The following is a 19,539-nucleotide window of genomic DNA, read 5'->3' as shown; positions in this document are numbered from 1 at the left end:
GGCCGACACGTCGACCTCGCCCCGGGAGTGCCACTGATGACCGTTGAGCAGTTCGCCACCCGTCACATCGGTCCCGGACCGGACGATGAGCGCCGCATGTTGGAGGTCGTCGGGCACGGCTCGGTCGACGAGCTGATGGACGCGGCGATTCCCGAGGTGATCCGCTGGCACGGCACCCTGGACCTGCCGGAGGCGGCCACCGAGGCCGAGGCGATCGCCGAGCTGCGGGCCCTGGCGGCGCGTAACACCGTGGCCGTGTCGATGATCGGCCTGGGCTACCACGGCACGCACACCCCGGCGGTGATCCGCCGCAACGTGCTGGAGGACCCGGCCTGGTACACGGCGTACACGCCGTACCAGCCGGAGATCAGCCAGGGCCGGCTGGAGGCGTTGCTGAACTTCCAGACCATGGTCACCGACCTGACCGGGCTGGCCACCGCGAACGCCTCGATGCTCGACGAGGGCACCGCCGCCGCGGAGGCCATGACCCTGGCCCGTCGGGCGTCCAAGAGCAAGAGCCGTGTGTACGTCGTCGACGCCGACACGCTGCCGCAGACCATCGCGGTGATCGCCAGTCGGGCGGAGCCGCTGGGCATCGAGGTGCGGGTCGTCGACGTCGACCACGATGAGCTGCCGCAGGAGTTCTTCGGCCTGCACCTGCAGTACCCGGGGGCTTCCGGGGCGATCCGTGACCATTCCGCGCTCGTGGAGGCCGCGCACACCGTAGGGGCCCTGGTCACCGTCGCCGCGGACCTGCTGGCGTTGACGTTGCTGCGCGCGCCGGGGGAGATCGGCGTGGACATCGCCGCCGGCACCACGCAGCGTTTCGGCGTACCTATGGGCTTCGGTGGGCCGCACGCCGGTTACCTGGCGGTGCGCTCGGGCCTGGAGCGGATGCTGCCCGGCCGCCTTGTCGGTGTGTCGCGTGACGCCGACGGCAACCCGGCCTACCGGCTGGCGTTGCAGACCCGTGAGCAGCACATCCGGCGGGAGAAGGCGACGAGCAACATCTGCACCGCCCAGGTGCTCCTCGCGGTGATGGCCGGCATGTACGCCGTCTATCACGGCCCGGACGGGCTGCGGGACATCGCGACGCGTACCCATGACATGACGGCGCGGCTCGCGGCCGGGCTGCGCGCCGGCGGCGTGCGGGTCGCAGACGTCGCGTTCTTCGACACGATCACCGCGACCGTGCCGGGCCGGGCGGAGCAGGTCGTCGCGGCCGCCGCCGAGCGTGGGGTGAACCTGCGGCTCGTCGACGCCGACCGGGTGGGCATGTCCTGCGACGAGACGACGACTGTGGCGCACCTGGAGGCGGTGTGGGCGGCGTTCGGGGTGCCCGCGTTCGACGGCGATGGCGACACGGCGCTGCCGGGCGACCTGGCGCGGGCGAGCGACTTCCTCACCCACCCGGTGTTTCGCAGCCACCACTCGGAGACGGCGATGCTGCGCTACCTGCGGCGGCTGTCGGACTTCGACTACGCCCTGGACCGGGGCATGATCCCGCTGGGGTCGTGCACGATGAAGCTCAACGCGACCACCGAGATGGAGCCGATCTCCTGGGCGGAGTTCGCCAACATCCACCCGTTCGCGCCGGACGCGCAGACCGCCGGCTACCGGGAGATGATCGGCCAGCTGGAGTCGTGGCTGGCCGAGGTGACCGGCTACGACGCGGTCAGCGTGCAGCCCAACGCCGGGTCGCAGGGTGAGCTGGCCGGACTGCTGGCGATCTGCTCCTACCACGCGTCGCGGGGCGAGTCGCACCGCGACGTGTGCCTGATCCCGTCGTCGGCGCACGGCACCAACGCGGCGTCGGCGGTGATGGCCGGCATGCGGGTCGTCGTGGTGGCCTGCGACGACGACGGCAACGTCGACCTGGTCGACCTCGACGCGAAGATCGACAAGCACCGCGACGCGCTCGCCGCGATCATGGTGACGTACCCGTCGACGCACGGCGTGTACGAGACGGGCATCGCGTCGCTGTGCGCGAAGGTCCACGACGCCGGCGGCCAGGTGTACGTCGACGGGGCCAACCTCAACGCGCTCGTCGGTTTCGCCAAGCCGGGCAAGTTCGGCGCGGACGTGTCGCACCTGAACCTGCACAAGACGTTCTGCATCCCCCACGGCGGTGGCGGCCCCGGTGTGGGTCCGGTGGCGGTGCGCTCCCACCTGGCGCCGTTCCTGCCCGGCGACCCGCTCGGCGCGCACGCCGACGCCACGCCGGCGATCTCGGCGGCGAAGTACGGGTCGGCGGGGATCCTGCCGATCCCGTGGGCGTACCTGCGGATGATGGGCGCGGCCGGCCTGACCCGGGCCACCGGTGTCGCGGTCCTCGCCGCGAACTATGTGGCGGCGCGGCTGCGCGGGCACTATCCGGTGCTGTACGCCGGCAACAAGGGCCTGGTGGCGCACGAGTGCATCCTGGACCTGCGGCCGTTGACGAAGGCGACGGGGGTGAGCGTCGACGACGTGGCGAAGCGGCTCATCGACTACGGCTTCCACGCCCCGACGATGTCGTTCCCCGTGGCGGGGACGCTGATGGTGGAGCCGACCGAGAGTGAGGACCTGGCCGAGCTGGACCGGTTCTGCGACGCGATGATCGCGATCCGCGCGGAGATCGACAAGGTGGGAGCCGGGGAGTGGCCGGCGGGGGACAACCCCCTGGCGAACGCGCCGCACACCGCGGCGATGGTCAGCGGTGACGAGTGGCCGCACCCGTACCCGCGGTCGGTGGGCGCGTACCCGGCGGGCGTGGACCGGGCGGGGAAGTACTGGCCGCCGGTGCGGCGCGTCGACGGCGCGTACGGCGACCGGAATCTGGTCTGCTCGTGCCCGTCGCCGGAGGCGTTCGAGGACTGACACCGCCGGAGGCGGTCAAGACCGGCGACGGCGGGCCGGGGCGGGCGGTGTGCCGCCCCGGCAGCCGCGCTGACCTGGGCTCGGGTGTCCCGTACCGGGGGACTAGCCTGGGTCGGCGGCGGCGATTCGGTGACGCTGGGTGGTCAATCAGGCCGCGAGGGCGTGTCGGGCGGGGCCGCGGTGCGGGGCGATGCTGCTGCCGTCGGGGAGCAGCTCACCGGTGTCCTCGAAAACGATGACACCGTTGCAGAGCAGGCTCCAGCCCTGCTCAGGGAAGCAGGCGAGGACCCGGGCGGCGTCCCGGTCAGTGGCTTCGGCGGAAGGGCAGGTCGGCTGGTGCTGGCACATCGGGTTCTCCGGACTGTGGGGGCACTGTGTCATGGTTCACATGACCAGTGACGCACAGTACCAAGTGAAAGTGTCCAGCATCGAGCAGGTGTCGGTCTTGTGTACGGGAAATCCACTGAACGGATGAGGAAGATCAGTCCATACGGCGTGGAAACGCTCCCAGAGGTGCTGGTCGATGCGCCCGCCGCCCCCGCTGGGTGCCGCGGGGCGCTCGTGGAACGCGCCCGTCTGCACTGGCGCCGCACCGACGGAGGCGACCCCGCCGCGCTCGCGCAGGAGTTCCTCGCCGCGCACGGGCTGCCCCTGCACGACCTGGCCCGACCCACACCCACCGGCCACCGCACCGACACCGGGCTCTGCGGCGCCGCCCTGTACCTGTCCGCCGCCGCCGGCGCGTACCTGACCGGCGGCCCACAGGGCAACGCCGAGCCCGCGCCCACCCTGCCCGACCTCGCCGTCGTCGTCTACCACCACCGCCCGAGCACCACACCGGTCAGCGGCCCACCCGCCGGCTGGTGGCTCGGCGACTGGGCCGAGAGCTGGACACCCGCCCAGCACGCCCACGCCGTCGACGCCGTCCGCGCCGCCATCGGCCGCGGCGACGTCTACCAGACCAACCTCGTCGGCCACGCCGCCGCCCGCTACACCGGCGACCCGATCCCCGCCCTGCGGCGCCTCGGCGCGCTCCCCGGCGCCCGCTACGGCGGCGTGCTCACCGGCGACGGCTGGGCCATCGGCTGCGCCTCACCGGAAACCCTCATCGAAGCCCACGACGGGCAGCTGATCACCCGACCCATCAAAGGCACCCGCCCCGCCACCCCAGCCGGCCGCGCCGAACTGCTCGCCAGCGCCAAGGAACGCGCCGAACACATCATGATCGTCGACCTGGAACGCAACGACCTCGCCCGCGTCGCCCGCACCGGCACCGTCGTTGTCGACGACCTGTTCGCCGTACGCCGCTGGTGTGACCTGTGGCAGGCCGAGTCGACAGTCCGCGCCCACGCCGCCGACGGCCTCGGCCTGGCCGACCTGCTGCGCGCCACCTGCCCCGGCGGCTCCGTCACCGGCGCACCCAAACACGCGGCCCTCACCCAGATCGCCGCCCTCGAACCCGTCGGCAGAGGCGCCAGCATGGGCGCGCTCGGCTGGATCGCCCCCGGCCGCGTCGACCTCGGCCTGACCATCCGCACCGCCGCCGCCGACGGCGAGAAGCTGCACACCTGGGCCGGCGGCGGCATCACCTGGGACAGCGACGCCCACGCCGAGGTCGCCGAAGCCGCGGCGAAAACCGCACCGATCCGCGCGACCCTCGCCGGGCGACGGCCACCACCGCCGATACGCTGACCCCATGACCATGCGGCCCATCCGGATCATCGGCGACCCCGTCCTGCGCACCGAATGCGAACCGGTGACCAGCTTCGACGCCGAGCTGCGCGCCCTCGTGGCCGACCTGATGGACACGCTGCTCGGCGCACCCGGCCGCGCCGGCGTCGCCGCACCCCAGATCGGCGTCAGCGCCCAGGTGTTCGTCTACGACGCCGACGGGCACCGCGGCCACCTCATCAACCCCACACTGGAACTGTCCGACGAGCTCCAGGACGACGAGGAGGGCTGCCTGTCCATCCCCGGGCTGTACTTCCCGACCCGACGCGCCCTGCACGCCACCGCCCACGGCGTCGACCAGCACGGCGAACCACTCACCATCGAAGGCAGCGGCTTCCTCGCCCGCGCCCTGCAACACGAGACCGACCACCTGCGCGGCACCCTCTACGTCGACACCCTGCGCGGCGACATCCGCCGCCGTGCCCTGCGGGAAATCCGCGCCGGCCGGTTCGACTCGCCCAGCCGCCCCCGCTGACCGGCTACCGGGCCGTCAACACACACTCGTCGTAGTCGGCCACCCGGGTGAACCCCACCCGCTCGTACAGCCGCACCGCCGTCGTGTTGTCGGCCTTCACGTTCAACGTGACGTGCTCGACGCTCTCCCGCAGCCGGACACACAGCGCCGCCACCACCGCCGCGCCCAACCCCCGACCCCGCCACCGCGGATGCGTCGTCACGTTGCCCAACGCCGCCACCCGGTAGGCCCGCGAGAACACGTGCACCCCCGCCACCGCCACCAGCTCACCGCCGTCGCGCACCCCCAGGTACTGCCCGGTGTCCAGCATCCGCGCGTCGAACCAGTTACCCGGGTACGCCCGCGCGTACAGCTCGCGCAACTGCGGCAGATCCGCAGCACCCAACTGCGCACCGGCCGGCGTCACCGCCGCCAGCCGCGCCGGATCAGTCAGCGCCATCCGTAGATGCCGACCGACCGAGCCGACCCGGAACGACCCGTCCAGCGCCCCGGTGAGACCGGGGGACAGGTGCGCGTACAGCCGGGCCGGCAACACCGGCGCCGCCTCGGTCAACAACGCCGCCAGCTCCGCGCGCCCGGCCGGCGCCGCGAACGCCACAAGCGTCGGCGGATCCACACCGTGATACAGCAGGATCACCTGCTCGCCCCGACGAAACCACGACGTGTACGGCCAGAAGAAATCGTCCAGATCACCCAACTGGTACGCGTGCAACACGGGATCCCGCCCCAGCAGCCGCGCCAGAACCGCCCGGTCGTGCTCGGCCACCACCGGCATCAGCGGGCCATCCACTGGTCGTAGCCCAACTTCGCCACCAGCGCCAACACCACCACCAGCAGGACCACCCGCACGAACCCCGAGCCGCGCCGCAACGCCATCCGCGCACCCACCACCGCCCCGGCGATGTTGCACACCGCCATCGCCGCGCCCAACAGCCACCACACGTGCCCGGTCACCCCGAACACCACGAGCGCACCCAGGTTCGTACCCGCGTTGACCACCTTCGCCATCGCCGACCCGTGCACGAAGTCCGCGCCCACCACCATCGTGAACGCCAACACCAGGAACGTGCCCGTACCCGGCCCGATCAACCCGTCGTACAGGGCGATGCCCACCCCGGCCACCGCGATCACCACCGCCACCCGTACCGGAGTGCGCCGCGCCGGCTGCGCCACCACCCCCAGCCGGGGCCGCAGCAGCACGAACAACGCCACCGACACCAGCACCACCAACACCACAGGCCGGTACGCCGACGCCGGCACCGCGCCCGCCAACGCCGCACCCACACCCGCGCTGAGCACCGCGAACCCTGCCGCCGGCCCCACCACCCGCCAGTCGATCTTCGTGCGCCGCGCGTACGTCGCCGCCGCCGTCGCCGTACCGAAGATCGCCGCCAACTTGTTGGTGCCCAACGCCGTCGCCACCGGCAACCCCGGCGCCGCCACCAGCAACGCCGGCAGCAGCAGCAACCCACCACCGCCGACCACGGCATCGACCCACCCGGCCATCGCGGCAGCGGCCAGCAGCGTACTCAGCGTCACGGCGTCCACGGCCGGCAATTCTCCCCACCCAACGCCCCTGACCGGCGCGTTAGTGGCCAGCCTCACCCCGTCACCGACCCCGCGCCCGCCGCAGCCACACCCCCAACGCGCCGATCGCCACGAACACCAGCACCGAACACAGCAGCAGCTTCACCACCGGGCAACCATGCCACGGGGACGTAGGGTGCAGGGGTGCGCCTGGCCACCTTCAACCTGCTGCACGGACGGTCCCTCACCGACGGGCTCGTCGACCCCGACCGCCTCGCCGACGCCGTCCACGCCCTCGACGCCGACGTCCTCGCCCTACAGGAAGTCGACCGCGACCAGAGCCGCAGCGGCCACCTCGACCTCACCGCCATCGCCGCCCGCGCCCTCGACGCGCCCCACCACCGCTTCGCCGCCGCCGTCGTCGGCACCCCCGGCGAACAGTTCCGGCCACTGCGCCACGACGACGACGGACACGGCGAACCCTGCTACGGCATCGGCCTGATCAGCCGCCACCCCGTCCGCAGCTGGCACGTCACCCGACTCAAACCCGCACCCGTACGATCCCCGGTCTACGTCCCCGGCCCCGGCGGTGGCCTCATCCTGCTGCACGACGAACCCCGCGTCGTCCTCGCCGCCGTCCTGGACACCCCCCACGGCCCACTCACCGTCGCCGCGACCCACCTGTCCTTCGTCCCCGGCTGGAACGCCCACCAACTCCGCCGCACCATCAAGGCGCTACGCGCCCTGCCCGGCCCCCGCGTCCTGCTCGGCGACCTCAACCTGCCCGCCGGCCCGGCCCGACTCATCACCGGCTGGCGCCCCCTGGGCCGCCGCCCCACCTACCCCTCCGGGCAGCCCCGCGTGCAACTCGACCACATCCTCGCCGACCGGCACGCCCTCGCCGAACTCCCACCGGTACGCGCCGTCACCGCCCCGCTGTCCACCATCTCCGACCACCGCCCCCTGCTGGTCGACCTCGGCTGAAAGCGGGCACTTCCGCCCGGCGAGCCGCAAGATTCGCTCAAGATCATTGCATCGACGTACTCCGACAACCATGCTGAGCGGGTCGCGCCACGATCAACTAGTCGGAGGCCACATGAGACGCAAGCGACCCACCCTCATTGCCATATCCACAGTCATCGCACTCACGCTGACCATCTCACCCACCCCCGCCAACGCCCAGAGCGCCGCGCAACCCAACCAGGTCGCCGACCTCACCGTCCGCCAGAGCGACGGGTACGCCACCCTCGCCTGGCAGCACGTCGACGGCGCCACCGACTACCAGATCGAACGCACAGCTGTCGACGCCAACGGCAACCCCACCGGCGCACCGACAATCGTGGGCATCTGGCGACCCAACCGCCAGGTCAACCAGCAATCACCCACCTTCGCCGACGCCGGATTCAACCCCGGCGACCGGTTCCAGTGGCGGGTACGCGCCCGCGCCGGCACCACCGAACAGCCCTACTCCGAGCCGGTCGTCGCCACGACCACCGCGCCCTGGGGCAACCCCGACACCCCCGGCGAGCAGCTGCGCACCCAGTGGGAGACCACCCGCGGCGCGCAGTACACAAACGACGTCAACGAGTACGCCTACACCGAGGCCATCGACGCCCTCAGTGACCGCGTCCGCGTCGTCGAGCTCGGCCGCACCCTGCAGAACCGGCCCATCAACATGATGGTCTTCGGCAACCCGCCGGCGGCCACCCCGGAGGCCGTCGCCGCCACCGCACCCGTCGCCATCAACTGCAACGTGCACGGCAACGAGCCCGGCGACCGCGAAGCCTGCCTCATCATGGCCCGGCAACTCGCCTTCAGCACCGACCCCCGGATCATCGACCTGCTCAGCCGCACCAACGTCCTGATCGTCCCCACCATCAACGGCGACGGTCGGGCCAACAACACCCGCGGCAACGCCGCCGGCCAGGACCTCAACCGCGACTACTCGCTGATCCGTCAGCCCGAGACCACCGCGTACATCAAGATGGTCCGCGACTACCGGCCCGTCGCCGGCTACGACGGCCACGAGTACGGCAACGCCCGCGCCGGTGACCTGCCGATGCTGCCGCCGCGGCACCAGAACGTGCCCCAGTCCATCTTCGACCAGTCCCAGGACATGATCGAAGGCCACATGTACACAAAGGGCGCCGAAGACGGCTGGTGGGCCTGCCCCTACGGCTGCGAAGGCGGCAGCACCGTCGGCAACAGCGAGGAAACCATCCTGCGCAATACCCTCGGCCTGAAGAACGTCGCCAACTCCCTGCTGGAGCTGCGCAGCTCCGGCGGACAGACCCGACCCGACGAGGGCAACACCGCAAACAACCGGCGCCGCAAGACCTACTCCGCGCTGTGGACGTTCCACCAGTTCCTCGACTACCACCGCGCCAACAAGGCGGAGATCCTCGCCTCCCGCGCCGAGGGCATCGAGGGCCAGGCCGCCAACAACGGCCGCCTCGTCTTCCGCGGATCCCGACCGATCCCGGCCTACCCTGCCCCGCACCCGGGCGACAGCCCGCCGGGGCTCGACGCTCCCCGCGCCGACCTCATCCTCGACGACGCGCCGTGCGCCTACAAGCTCACCGAAGCGCAGTACAACGGCACCCGCACCGACGGCCCCGGCGGCGTCGGCGCCACCGTCGCACAGCGCATCGCCGCACACGGCTGGAAGGTCATCAAGACCGCCGACGGCTACTACGTGCCCCTCAACCAGCCCGAACGCGGCCTGATCCCGCTGCTGCTGGACACCAAGGGCGTGGAGAAGCTCGTCGACGGCGAGCGCATCTACCCGAACCTCACCGGCCGGCGCAACGGGCCGCTGACCATCTCCGGCTTCACCTGCGCCGACGACGCCACCATCAACGGCCCGGTCACCATCCGGGCCGGCGCGGCACTCGTTGCGACCGGAACCACAATCAGCGGTCCGGTCACCGCCAACGGCGCCGCCGGTGTCCTGCTCGCCGACGGCACCGTCAACGGCCCGGTCCAGATCGCCAACACGACCAACGCCGTCTCCCTGATCGACGTCTCGGTCTCCGGCCCGGTCAACATCACCGGCACCGGCGCCGACGTGCCACTGCTGGCCGGCAACACCATCCGCGGCCCGCTCAACTGCACCGCGAACAGCACCGCCCCGACCAACCTCGGGGTCAGCAACACCGTCCACGGCCCGCGCAACGCCCAGTGCGCGGCACTGTGACACCCAGCTAGCCGTACCGGCGGCGCGGGCATCCAGCCCGCGCCGCCGGCACACCCATCGGCCCGACACCTTTGGAGTACGCCGTGTCGCAACCCGCCACCTCGAACGGCACCCGACCGCGGCGCTACCGCCTGCTCGCGCCCGCCCTGCTGCTCGCCCTCACCGCGTGCAGCAGCACCTCCGCCGACCCTCGCCCGGTCGCGGTAGCCGAGATCACCGGCCCACTCTGCGCCGCCCTGCCCACCGGTGACGACCCCGGCAACCCGACATTCCTCGCCGGTCAGCCCGTCGACGAGGCGCTGCGCTGGATGCCCACCCTCACCACATTCGAGGCGGCCCTACGCGCCAGCGGCGTACTCACCGAACTGCCCAAGGACGGCCTCACCGTCCTCGCGCCGTCCGACGACGCCTTCGCCGCGAAGTTCTCCGAGGACAACTGGGACGACCTCATGGTCCGACACACCGACCAGCTGCGCCCCCTGCTCAAGGCACACCTCGTCGCGGGAACCCACTCGATCGACGACCTGCTGAAGGCCGGCACCGCCACCACCCTCGACGGCACCACCATCACCGTCACCGGCACCGCCCCCACCGTGCGCCTCGCCGACCGCGCCGACACCGTCTGCGCCGACTACCGGGCCACAAACACCCGCATCCACATCATCAACGCGGTCCTCGGCACCCTGCCCACCACCGCCAACGACTCCGACCACAAGGCCCACTGATCACCGCGCCGCCGGCTCCTCCCGGCCGGCCGGCAGGAGCGCCGCCAGAGCACGGTTCGTCCGGTTGGCCCGCACCGCGTCGCGCTGCTGCCCGGCAGTCACCTCGATGTACGTCTGCGACGACGCCAACGACGCGTGCCCCAACAACCGCATGATCTCCGCAGCGCTCGCCCCGTCCTCGGCCAACCGCGTCGCGAACGTGTGCCGCAGCGCGTGCAACCGCGCACCCCGCGGCACCCGGTCACCGATGCCCGCCCGCCGGTAACACGACTCCACCAGATACTGCAGCCCACCACGGCGCAACGGCTCACCGCGCCGGTCCACGAGCAACGCCGAGTCGGGGCGTACCGACCGGGACCCGAAGCGCCGCGCCCGACTGTCCAGATAGTCCACCAGGACACGGTCCAGATCCGCCTCGATCGGCACCACCCGGGGCCGCCCGCCCTTGCCGGCCACCTCGATCCGCCGCTCACCGGGCCGGCCACCCAACGAGTCGACACGCAGCGCGAGCAGCTCCGCCAGGCGCAGCCCGGCGCAGAGCGCCACCGCCAACACCGCGACGTCCCGCTCCGGCCACGGGTCACGCTGCCGGCCCTCGTCACGGGCTGCGGAGGCCAGCAGCACCTCGGGGGTGTCCGCGCCACGCAACGGCTTGGGCTGGGGGAGTAGCGCCCGGGGACGCCCGACCGCCGGCATCGGATTGCCCGCCACGACACCGTCGGCGACCAGGAATGTGAAGAAACTGTTCCAGGTGGACCAGGCCCTGTGCACCGACGCGGCGGCCCGGGGCGCGGCGAACCGGGCGAAGGCCGCCCGCATCACCCGGGGGGAGAGGTCGGTGATCGACAACGCGTCGAGGGGGAGGGGAGTGGTGGCGTCCTCGGCGACCAGGGCGGCCACCGCGTGCAGGTCCCGCCGGTACGCCGCCAGGGTGTGGGGGGAGGGCTTGCGGGTGGCGCGGGCGGTCAGGAACTCCTCGATCAGAACCATGAGCGATTCGTCCTTTTTGTCATGCATAAGGGATATTATGCATGATTTTCGCGTTGCTCGGAAGGGGGGAGAAGGGGAGTGGCGAGCGGGCTGGGGCACGTATCGTGCGCGACATGACGTCGCCCGTCGCCGCATGTCCCGACTGCGGTCGACCCGGCATGCCGACGGTGTACCGGGAGCCGTACGACACTGCGGAGTGGGTCTGCGCCGAAGGGCACCGGTGGCGGGCTGTTGACCGGCCCGGGTGGGCGCCGTGGGCAACGCCGGCCGCTGTCAGCGGTGACCGCGCGTCGACCCCGGATCTCGTGGACGTCGTCAGGGACGGGCGGAGGTGGCGGATCGGCACTGCCAGCGACGTCGCCTGGATCGCGGGCCGCACCTCGTCCGGCGGCCGGTCCGTCACCACGGCGATTCCTGCGGTGTTCGAGGCGTACGCCACCTTCCATCCGCCCGACGACGTCAGCTTCGACGCCCACGAACGTGCCGTCGTCGACGAGTTGACGGCACGTACCCCGGATCAGCCCTGGTGGCTGGGCTACCTGGACACCGGCGCCCACGACATCGTCTTCCCGGACGCCGCGAAGGTGTCGCTCTACTGGGGCTGGTCGTACGTGCTCGTCGAGGCCGGGCCCGAGCAGGCGCTCACGTGGCGGACCGGGCACATGCGCGGCGACGGGCGGTTGCCCGACCTGTTCTTTCCGGCGGATCGCTCCTGGCTCGTCTCCGCCCTGTGGGACGACACCTGGACCGATGTCGGTGGCAGCGCCGCGCTGCTCGCGGGCCTGCGGCGCAACCCGTTGGTCACGGCGCGGCTCGTCCAACCTGACGAGGCCCTGACCCGCCAGTGACCCCTTCCGAGGGGACCGCGAAATCACGCTACTTTACATAATGTGCATTATCGAATCTCAGCGTGAGGCGGGTCAGAGCCTTTTCCGCGATGCGTCGGCCCAGGCCGCTCGGCTGGTCGGAGCCGGTGAGCGCGACGACCGGGATGGCGCTGTCCAGTAGTTCCCGGCGGACGCGTTCGGTCTGCTGGACGAAGCGTTCGTCCGGGCCGGGCGATGGGTCGCTCGTCATCCCCGGCTCATCCTCGGTGTGGCGCGGCTGTCCCCCCTGCGGCTGGTCATCATGGTGCCAGAGCCGGTGATCAGGTGATGGTGGACGCATCTGATCATGCGAGTGCGTCTCGGACGTTAATGCATATCCATGTAGCTCACTTTCTGCGTAGCATCCGTTACGAACCCGCCGGAGGCATCGGTGCCCCCGCGGGTGGCACGGGGGTGCCTCTACCCCGCCGCAGTTCCTACCGGAACCCACGCACCGCGGCGGTCCTATGGTCCGGCGACGGCTGCGTGACGGCTGTCAGGAGAACGTGTTGGCATTCAGCGGGTGGCATCGCCTGGTGGCGATGTTGGCGATCAGCACACTGGGGGTGGGACTGCTCGTGGCGCCAGCCTCGGCGGAGCCCACCTCGACGACGTACGGGCCGGACAACCCGGTCCGCCTGGAATCTTTCTACGAGCCCACCCCCGACGGGCGGGCGGCGGCCGACCTGTCGGCACCTACCTCACGCGCCCCGCTCGCCTCCAGCTCCGTCCGCAGGCCACCGGCCTCACCGGACGCCGACGGACGAGCCTCGGAGTGCATGGACCAACCCGGCGTCGGGAGCGTGGAGGGGCGTACCCACAACCGGTTCCTATGGTGCCAGTCCATCTTCGTGGGCAGCAGGGTCTACAGCATCGACCGCAAGGTGTACGTCGGCCAGGCGGTCTTCGCCATGAACGCCGTGGCGTACGGCCGGGACGACGGCAACCGCACGGTGGAGGTCTTCTTCCGGTCCGTGCCCGGCAGTCTGCGGTATCTGGAGGGTGACCGGGGCGAGTTGGCCAACGCCATCATGATGGTGTTCGCCGACTGCAAGCAGTGGCTCACCGGCTGCTCGGCGGGTGGACCGTCGGCCGCGAAGAGGTTCGCCGACTGGAACGTCGACGGATCCTGGCATTCCTGGACGATCGCCTCGTCCGAGTTCCAGGGCGTGGGGCCGGACAAGGTCAACCGGCACGACTGGGCGCTGACCATCGACGCGTACGCGCCTGGCACGCCGGACGCCGGTGGGGAGGCGCTGCCGTCGCACCGGATCCGTTGTGACACCGCGCAGGTCGGGTTCTCCACGCGGCCGAAGGCCTGCATCATGGACGACGTCATCCCCCACCTGCAGTACTCGTTGCAGAGCGCGAACTACGCCCAGGTTTCGGCGCACGTTCACTGTGCGATGACCCCGGGCTGTCAGACCTGGCCGGGGCCGCGTAGCGACCGGGTGATTCCCGGCCGGTACACCGGTAGCCGCGACGATCCGGGCCTGCATCGGATCACCGAGGATTTCCCTGTCGACGCGTCGGACAACAGGACGTTCTACTCGAAGAACTCCTCGGCCAAGAATGCTGCGTGCGCGACGCTGCCGGCGTACATCCTGGACCGGACGACCCAGCAGTGCGACGAGTTCCCCTTCGCCTCGACCATCGAGGGGGCGGGTAAGGGTGACGGCAACTTCTCCGTCCTCGGGGTGACAAGCCGGCACAACAGTTGCGCCGGTAACGCCCTGGCCAGGTACTACCGGCAGGACCGCATCCTGGTCTGGCAGCCGGGGTTGCCGAACGAGGCCCTCGACACGTACTACGTGGAGATCACCGACGTGCCGACGAGCAGCACCGACGAGTGCCTGCCGCCGCAGGACGACCCGGCCGAGCCGAACTCGCCGCCGACGGCGAACGCGGGGCCGGACACCACAGGCGACGAGGGTTTCACGATCGTGCTGGGTGGCTCGGTCAGCGACCCCGACGGCGGGCCGCCGACGGCGCAGTGGACGTACGCGCTGGGCCCGGACGCGGATCCCGGCATGTCCTGCACGTTCCACGACTCGCGCAGCGCCAACACCACTATGCGGTGCAACGACGATGGAGCGGTCACTGTCACGTTGACGGCGTTCGACGGGGTGAACGCGGCGGTCAGCGACAGCGCCCTGGTCACCGTACGCAATGTCGACCCGAGGCTGCGGCGGCTCGGCGAGCTGGCGCCACCGAGGGTGGCCGCGGCGGAGGATGTCGAGTACGGCATCACCGCGCCGCAGCCGTGGCAGGTGTTCCGGGTAGGCGATGCGGTGCCGTTCAAGGCCCGTTTCCTCGATCCGGGTGACAACGACACCCACTCCTGCGCGATCGAGTGGGACGACGGGCAGACCAGCACCTTCGACTCGTACGCGGACCGGTGCGAGGCGACGCACACCTTCACCCACCCGGGGATGTACACCATCAAGCCGACGATCACCGACGACGACGGTGGTGCGTCGCCCGCGGCGAGCGTCATGGTGATCGTGTACGACCCGAACGCCGGGTTCGTCACCCAGGGTGGCTGGCTGAACTCCCCTGCCGGCGCGCTGGTCGACGAGCCTGCAGTGCAGGGGCGGTTGATGGTGGAGTTCAACCCGAAGTACCTGCCTCGGGAGCCGGGGCCTGCGCCCGGTGGCGGCAAGGTGGCCGCAGCGCTGCGGGGTACCGGGTTCGACCTGGCCTCCACCACTCTCGAATGGCTTGTGGTCACGCCTGATCAGAAGGCCGCCGTGAAGGGCACCGGCACGATCGGCGGGGCGGCCGGGTACGGCTTCGTGGCCTACGGCGTCGACACGCCGGACGCGGTGCGACTTGTGGTGTGGCCGCTGTCGGCGGGGCACTATCCGCAGCAGACACTGGTGTATGACAACCGGCCTGGGAAGAGTTACGACCTGGATCTGAGCGATCCGCAGCCGCTGGGTGGTGGATCGGTGCAGGTGCACGACTAGCGCCACCGACGCCCGTACCGTGATCGGGGGGTTCGATGACCGTTGCCTTCGACGGCCTGCTGAGTGTGTCCTACAGCCAGGCGTACGTGGTCAGCGACGACGATCCGCCCGATCCGGTACGGGCGTTCGCCGGCCAGCTCAACGGCCTGTGCGGCGCCCGCGTCCCCGGTGCGCTGTTCCTGGTGACCGGCCGGCACACCGGTAAGGTCGCTTTCCGGGTCGAGGTGGTGGACGGGCCGCCACCTGTCGACCCGGGGTGGGAGGAGGTCGTCGAGGTCTCCTTCACGGCCCTCTCCGGCGATGTGCATCTGATGGATTGGCACCAGGGGATGTATCCGCTGCCGTTGCGCGAGTCAGTCAGCTACCGGGTGCGTTACTGCGCCAGGGGTATGGACGCGGGCAAGACGTACCTCGGTGAGCTTGAAACCGTCCTGGACCACTACCTGTTGGTCTTCTGGCCGGCGCCGGTGGAGGCGGACCGGATCGTGCGGCGGACCAGCCGGATCGCGGCGTACTGGCACGACGAGGGTTTCCTCGTGGGTTGAGCTGCGGCTCCCCCGTCACGTGGCGGCGAAGGAGTCGTGGCGGCAAGATCGTGGGCCCGTAGGATCGGGGCATGTCTGAGGCCCAGCCTGCCCCGCGGTTCCGCCAGCGCGCGGCGAAGATGGGTGAGCTGGTGGCCCGACAGATCCTCGAGGACATCGTCGAGCAGGGGTTGTCGGCCGGGGCGGGGCTGCCCACCGAGGCGCAGATGATGCAGGCGTACGGGGTCAGTCGCGGGACGCTGCGGGAGGCGCTGCGGATCCTGGAGATCAACGGGCTGGTGCGGGTACGCCCGGGTCGTGGTGGCGGCCCGATCGTGGGGGCTGTCGATCCGCACACGTTCGGTCGGACGATGGCGTTGTTCATGCAGATGGGCCGGACCCGGTTCGGTGAGCTGGTCGAGGCGCGCGTGATCATGGAGCCGTTGATGGCCCGGTTGGCGGCCGAGCGGCGCGATGCGGCGCACCTGCGGGAGTTGGCCGAGTCGATGCGGGAGCACGCCACGTTGGAGGAGCGTGACGAGGCCAGCTATCTGGCGGTCATGCAGCGTTTCCACGGTGTGGTGGCGGGGTTGTCGGGCAACGGGGTGCTGGATCTGTTCGGTAGGGCGTTGAAGGAGATCTACACCGAGCGGGTGGTGGCTGCCGAGCGTCGTCCGGAGCGGTGGGAGGACGTGCGGCGGGAGCACCAGGCGGTCGCGGCGGCGATCGCCGACGGGGACGCGGCGCGGGCGGAGATGTTGATGCGGGCGCACATGGTCGCCCTTGCCGATCACCTCGAACGTGACTACGCGGGTCTGCACGACGAGGTGATCGGCTGGTGGTGATCTCCGGTCAGGACAGTGCGCTGGAGAGGACCGCCTGCACGGGTGTGGTGTCGTTGTCGACGCGCCAGGTGGTGTCCTTGTCGTGCCAGTCGGCGCCGAGGGCGGTGACGGCGGGCATGACGTCCTTGGCGAACAGGGTGAGGTGGTCGCGTACCTCGTTGCTTGTCATGTCGCCGGCGTGGTTCATGAGGATGAGGTGTCCGGCGCCGGTCTGTTCGTAGAGGCGGTGGATCTGGGCGGTGACCTGGTCGGGGGTGCCGATGAGGAGGATGCCGGCGTCGATGAGGTCTTCGTAGCTCATGCGGCGTACGGCGCCGAGGCGGCCCTGGAGGGCGGCGACGGCGGATGCTGGCGGGAAGTAGCCGGGTGGGCTGGCGGCGCCGAGTCGGAGTTTGCCGGGCTTGAGGTAGTAAATGAGTTTGCGGCCGATTTCGCGGGCCTTGGCTTCGGTGGGTGCGACGTGGCACAGGGCCATGTAGGCGAAGCGGTCCGGGCCGGGTTCGGGGAGGCCTGCGGCGACGGCGGTGCGGCGGTAGAGCCGGAACGAGGTCGCGGTGTCGTCGTAGGTGCCGAGCAGGTTGCACAGGGTGTAGCCGTGTCGGGCGGTCCATTCGACGAGTCGGGTGGAGGTGCCGCTGATCCAGATCGGTGGGTGGGGTTGCTGGTACGGGCGGGGCCACACGCTGACGTACCGGTAGTGGTAGTGGCGGCCCTCCCAGGAGAAGACGTCGCCGCTGGTCCACGCTTTTTTGATCAGGTCGTGGGCTTCGATGAACATGTCGAGGTTGTGCACGGGGTTCTGGTTGGACGGGAACGTTTCGCCCTGGACGCCGCGGACGAAGCCGCAGTCGATGCGGCCGCCGCTGACCGAGTCGAGGTAGGCGATCTCCTCGGCGACGCGGATGGGGCTTTCGCGGTGTGGCAGTGGGGTGCCGAGGATGAGGACCCGGCCGCGTCGGGTGCGGTGCAGGACGGAGGCGGCGCTGAGGGTGGCCGAGACCTGCAGGGTGGACGCGGACTGGTGGTGTTCGTTGACCATGAGGTCGAAGCCGAGTTCGTCGGCGAGTTCGTACTCGTCGAGGTAGCGCTGGTAGAGCTCGTGGCCGAGGACGGGGTCGTAGTAGCGGTTGGGCATGAAGTACTTGAGGCCGCGGTTTGCCTCTTCGGCCTCGGGTGCGATGTACGGGTAGGGCATTTCGGTGAAGTGGTAGAGCTTCACTGGGCCTCTCCGATCAGGAAGGACCGGACCTCCCGGTGGAATGCGTGGGGGCGTTCCAGGTAGGGGTAGTGCCCGGCGTGCGGCAGCTCGACGAAGCGGGCCGAGGGCAGCAGGTCGGCCAGTGCGGCGCTGTGTCGTGGGGGTACGAGCCGGTCGTGGGTGCCGGCGATCACGAGGGTGGGCATGGTGATCAGGTGCAGCCATCGGCGTAGTCGTGGGTCGTGCAGGAAGGGTTTCCAGGCGTACCGGGACAGGGCGGCGCGGTCGGCGAAGGCCCGTTCGTAGTCGTCGTCGGTGAGGCCGGGTGGGTAGCCGGGCATGCGCAGGTCGTGGCAGGCGGTGGGTTCGGCCCAGCCGAGTTCGACGATTTCGGTCGGGTCGAGCAGGAGGATGTCGGCGAAGTCGGGTTCGGTGGGTCCGGACAGTTTCACCCCGTACGGGCTGACGAGGGTGAGGGTGGTGAACAGGTGTGGGGCGCGTACGGCCATCTCCAGGGCGATCCAGCCGCCGAAGCCGGCGCCGGCCAGGTGCAGGGGGCCGTGTGGTGGGTCGGTGACGGGGTCGGACAGGTAGTGCTGGGCGAGGTCGGCGACGCTGTCCCAGTCCTGTGCGGTGTCGTCAAGTGGTGTGCCGAAGCCGGGGTGTCGGGGTACGGCGACGTGCAGGTCGTCGGCGAGCAGGCCGAGGGCGCCGATTGTTCCGGGGAGGACGTCGGCGTCGTGGAGGAACAGCAGGGTGCTCATGGTGTGGTCCTCCCCCGGCTGAAGAAGGTGTGCAGGAGGGTGGCGACGGCCTCGGGTTGGTCGAGGTTGGGTGCGTGGCGGGCGTCCATGCGGCGCACGTGTACGTGGGGGGTGAGGTTTTCCAGGTGGCGGCCCCAGTCGGGTTCGAGGAGGTCGTCGCGGGTGGCCTCGACCACGAGGATGGGGACTGTGGTGTCGCGCAGGGGTGCTGGCCAGGTGTCGGGGCCGGGTTTGGGCAGGGTGGGGTGTTGCAGGCGGGGGGCCATGCAGGCCTGGACGTGGCCGGGTTTGCGGGTGTTGGCGTAGCGCACCTTGACGGTGTCGTCGAAGCCTGGGTATTCGTCGGTCATGAGGGCGACGAGGCGGCGTACGTCGTCTTCGGTGCCGTCGAAGCGGCCGAGTTCGGTGGTGCCCTTTGTGGAGCGCCAGGGGCCGCCGGTGCCGCAGATGCTGACCGCTGACAGGGCGGGCAGCGCGGGTGTGGGTGTGGCGAGTGCGCGTAGCAGGAGGGATCCGCCGAAGGACTGGCCGGCGAAGTGGGCGGCGTCGACGTCGAGGGCGGCGCAGAACGCGGCGAGGTGTGCGGTGCGGAAGGAGTACGGCGAGCGGTCGAGGTAGACGACCTTGTCGGTGTCGCCGTAGCCGAGCAGGTCGGGTGCGAGGACCCGGTAGTGCTGGGCGAGCAGCGGCATGACCCGGGACCAGCTGCCGATGGCGTCGCCGCCGAATGCTCCGTCGTGGACGAGGACGACTGTGCCTTCGGGTTGTCCGGGTGGTGTGGATTCCCAGTAGCGGGTGGTGAAGCCGCCGGCGTTGATGGTGTGGGTGCGTGGTGGGGTCATGGTTCTGCCTCGCGGTGGGTGGGCTGTG

At 70.7% G+C, this 19,539-nt stretch carries 18 protein-coding genes; 10 read left to right on the top strand and 8 right to left on the bottom strand.

The window, feature by feature from the left end:
* Window positions 1–36: 36 nt before the first annotated feature.
* On the top strand, window positions 37–2,859 hold the full coding sequence (gcvP, locus tag F4558_RS10245; protein WP_167943880.1) for an aminomethyl-transferring glycine dehydrogenase: 2,823 nt from the start codon (window positions 37–39) through the stop codon (window positions 2,857–2,859).
* A gap of 147 nt (window positions 2,860–3,006) precedes the next feature.
* On the opposite strand, the gene F4558_RS10240 is transcribed toward gcvP, so the two are convergent.
* Window positions 3,007–3,207 carry a DUF5999 family protein gene (locus F4558_RS10240; protein WP_053661069.1) on the bottom strand — a complete coding sequence of 67 codons (201 nt, stop codon included), beginning with the start codon at window positions 3,205–3,207 and terminating at the stop codon, window positions 3,007–3,009.
* Between the two features lie 123 nt (window positions 3,208–3,330).
* Here F4558_RS10240 and F4558_RS10235 point away from each other — a divergent pair, with 123 nt between their 5' ends.
* Both F4558_RS10235 and def read left to right on the top strand, forming a co-directional pair.
* On the top strand, window positions 3,331–4,551 hold the full coding sequence (locus F4558_RS10235) for a chorismate-binding protein (protein WP_167943879.1): 1,221 nt from the start codon (window positions 3,331–3,333) through the stop codon (window positions 4,549–4,551).
* A 4-nt stretch (window positions 4,552–4,555) separates the two neighbouring features.
* Window positions 4,556–5,065 carry a peptide deformylase gene (def, locus tag F4558_RS10230; RefSeq protein ID WP_053661073.1) on the top strand — a complete coding sequence of 170 codons (510 nt, stop codon included), beginning with the start codon at window positions 4,556–4,558 and terminating at the stop codon, window positions 5,063–5,065.
* 4 nt (window positions 5,066–5,069) lie between these two features.
* On the opposite strand, the gene F4558_RS10225 is transcribed toward def, so the two are convergent.
* Window positions 5,070–5,855, bottom strand: coding sequence for a GNAT family N-acetyltransferase (locus F4558_RS10225; protein ID WP_167943878.1), 786 nt, complete (start codon window positions 5,853–5,855; stop codon window positions 5,070–5,072).
* Window positions 5,840–6,613: a sulfite exporter TauE/SafE family protein gene (locus F4558_RS10220; RefSeq protein ID WP_304438239.1), complete on the bottom strand. Its 774-nt coding sequence runs from the start codon at window positions 6,611–6,613 to the stop codon at window positions 5,840–5,842. Before F4558_RS10220 ends, F4558_RS10225 begins: the two co-directional genes overlap by 16 nt.
* A gap of 183 nt (window positions 6,614–6,796) precedes the next feature.
* On the opposite strand from F4558_RS10220, the gene F4558_RS10215 reads away from it, so the two are divergent.
* From F4558_RS10215 to F4558_RS32105, 3 genes are all read left to right on the top strand, one after another.
* Entirely contained in the window at window positions 6,797–7,576 is a 780-nt protein-coding gene (locus tag F4558_RS10215; RefSeq protein WP_053661077.1) for an endonuclease/exonuclease/phosphatase family protein, read from the top strand.
* A 112-nt stretch (window positions 7,577–7,688) separates the two neighbouring features.
* A complete protein-coding gene (locus tag F4558_RS10210) occupies window positions 7,689–9,788 on the top strand; it encodes a M14 family zinc carboxypeptidase (protein WP_167943877.1) in 2,100 nt (699 codons plus the stop codon).
* A gap of 83 nt (window positions 9,789–9,871) precedes the next feature.
* Window positions 9,872–10,513: a fasciclin domain-containing protein gene (locus F4558_RS32105; protein WP_167943876.1), complete on the top strand. Its 642-nt coding sequence runs from the start codon at window positions 9,872–9,874 to the stop codon at window positions 10,511–10,513.
* Here F4558_RS32105 and F4558_RS10200 read toward each other — a convergent pair whose 3' ends face one another.
* Window positions 10,514–11,530, bottom strand: a complete 1,017-nt coding sequence (locus F4558_RS10200) for a tyrosine-type recombinase/integrase (protein WP_167943875.1) — start codon at window positions 11,528–11,530, stop codon at window positions 10,514–10,516. It lies immediately after the preceding gene.
* 86 nt (window positions 11,531–11,616) lie between these two features.
* Between F4558_RS10200 and F4558_RS31515 the strand changes: the two genes are divergently transcribed.
* On the top strand, window positions 11,617–12,351 hold the full coding sequence (locus F4558_RS31515) for a hypothetical protein (RefSeq protein WP_245241300.1): 735 nt from the start codon (window positions 11,617–11,619) through the stop codon (window positions 12,349–12,351).
* Window positions 12,352–12,379: 28 nt separating this feature from the next.
* Here the strand turns inward: F4558_RS31515 and F4558_RS10190 are convergent, their stop codons facing one another.
* Window positions 12,380–12,580, bottom strand: coding sequence for a hypothetical protein (locus F4558_RS10190; protein ID WP_167943874.1), 201 nt, complete (start codon window positions 12,578–12,580; stop codon window positions 12,380–12,382).
* A 331-nt stretch (window positions 12,581–12,911) separates the two neighbouring features.
* On the opposite strand from F4558_RS10190, the gene F4558_RS10185 reads away from it, so the two are divergent.
* The 3 genes from F4558_RS10185 (at window position 12,912) to F4558_RS10175 (ending at window position 16,707) form a co-directional block, all read left to right on the top strand.
* Complete coding sequence (locus F4558_RS10185) at window positions 12,912–15,338, top strand: PKD domain-containing protein (protein WP_245241665.1); 2,427 nt, start codon at window positions 12,912–12,914, stop codon at window positions 15,336–15,338.
* Window positions 15,339–15,373: 35 nt separating this feature from the next.
* Window positions 15,374–15,883: a hypothetical protein gene (locus F4558_RS10180; RefSeq protein ID WP_167943872.1), complete on the top strand. Its 510-nt coding sequence runs from the start codon at window positions 15,374–15,376 to the stop codon at window positions 15,881–15,883.
* Between the two features lie 71 nt (window positions 15,884–15,954).
* Window positions 15,955–16,707 (top strand): FadR/GntR family transcriptional regulator, encoded by a 753-nt coding sequence (locus tag F4558_RS10175; RefSeq protein ID WP_167943871.1) that lies wholly within the window; start codon window positions 15,955–15,957, stop codon window positions 16,705–16,707.
* A 7-nt stretch (window positions 16,708–16,714) separates the two neighbouring features.
* On the opposite strand, the gene F4558_RS10170 is transcribed toward F4558_RS10175, so the two are convergent.
* Genes F4558_RS10170 through F4558_RS10160 form a run of 3 tightly spaced genes read right to left on the bottom strand, consistent with a single transcriptional unit; the run spans window position 16,715 to window position 19,511 of the window.
* Window positions 16,715–17,926 carry an LLM class flavin-dependent oxidoreductase gene (locus F4558_RS10170; protein WP_167943870.1) on the bottom strand — a complete coding sequence of 404 codons (1,212 nt, stop codon included), beginning with the start codon at window positions 17,924–17,926 and terminating at the stop codon, window positions 16,715–16,717.
* On the bottom strand, window positions 17,923–18,669 hold the full coding sequence (locus tag F4558_RS10165; protein WP_053661096.1) for an alpha/beta fold hydrolase: 747 nt from the start codon (window positions 18,667–18,669) through the stop codon (window positions 17,923–17,925). The genes F4558_RS10170 and F4558_RS10165 overlap by 4 nt, the downstream gene beginning before the upstream one ends.
* Window positions 18,666–19,511 carry an alpha/beta fold hydrolase gene (locus F4558_RS10160; protein WP_053661098.1) on the bottom strand — a complete coding sequence of 282 codons (846 nt, stop codon included), beginning with the start codon at window positions 19,509–19,511 and terminating at the stop codon, window positions 18,666–18,668. The genes F4558_RS10165 and F4558_RS10160 overlap by 4 nt, the downstream gene beginning before the upstream one ends.
* Window positions 19,512–19,539: the final 28 nt, after the last annotated feature.

The sequence above is a fragment of the Micromonospora profundi genome (assembly GCF_011927785.1).
Lineage (GTDB): Bacteria > Actinomycetota > Actinomycetes > Mycobacteriales > Micromonosporaceae > Micromonospora > Micromonospora profundi.
The sequence above is the reverse complement of the archived record's forward strand: the minus strand, read 5'-3'. Positions and strand labels throughout refer to the sequence as shown.

Bases quoted from the DNA above. Each gene is read 5' to 3' on its own strand.
- gcvP (WP_167943880.1), top strand. From the start codon at position 37: ATGACCGTTGAGCAGTTCGCCACCCGTCACATCGGTCCCGGACCGGAC.
- F4558_RS31515 (WP_245241300.1), top strand. From the start codon at position 11,617: ATGACGTCGCCCGTCGCCGCATGTCCCGACTGCGGTCGACCCGGCATG.
- def (WP_053661073.1), top strand. From the start codon at position 4,556: ATGACCATGCGGCCCATCCGGATCATCGGCGACCCCGTCCTGCGCACC.
- F4558_RS10175 (WP_167943871.1), top strand. From the start codon at position 15,955: ATGTCTGAGGCCCAGCCTGCCCCGCGGTTCCGCCAGCGCGCGGCGAAG.
- F4558_RS10160 (WP_053661098.1), bottom strand. From the start codon at position 19,511: ATGACCCCACCACGCACCCACACCATCAACGCCGGCGGCTTCACCACC.
- F4558_RS10210 (WP_167943877.1), top strand. From the start codon at position 7,689: ATGAGACGCAAGCGACCCACCCTCATTGCCATATCCACAGTCATCGCA.
- F4558_RS10235 (WP_167943879.1), top strand. From the start codon at position 3,331: ATGAGGAAGATCAGTCCATACGGCGTGGAAACGCTCCCAGAGGTGCTG.
- F4558_RS10240 (WP_053661069.1), bottom strand. From the start codon at position 3,207: ATGTGCCAGCACCAGCCGACCTGCCCTTCCGCCGAAGCCACTGACCGG.
- F4558_RS10180 (WP_167943872.1), top strand. From the start codon at position 15,374: ATGACCGTTGCCTTCGACGGCCTGCTGAGTGTGTCCTACAGCCAGGCG.
- F4558_RS10200 (WP_167943875.1), bottom strand. From the start codon at position 11,530: ATGCATGACAAAAAGGACGAATCGCTCATGGTTCTGATCGAGGAGTTC.
- F4558_RS10190 (WP_167943874.1), bottom strand. From the start codon at position 12,580: ATGACGAGCGACCCATCGCCCGGCCCGGACGAACGCTTCGTCCAGCAG.
- F4558_RS10165 (WP_053661096.1), bottom strand. From the start codon at position 18,669: ATGAGCACCCTGCTGTTCCTCCACGACGCCGACGTCCTCCCCGGAACA.
- F4558_RS10185 (WP_245241665.1), top strand. From the start codon at position 12,912: ATGTTGGCGATCAGCACACTGGGGGTGGGACTGCTCGTGGCGCCAGCC.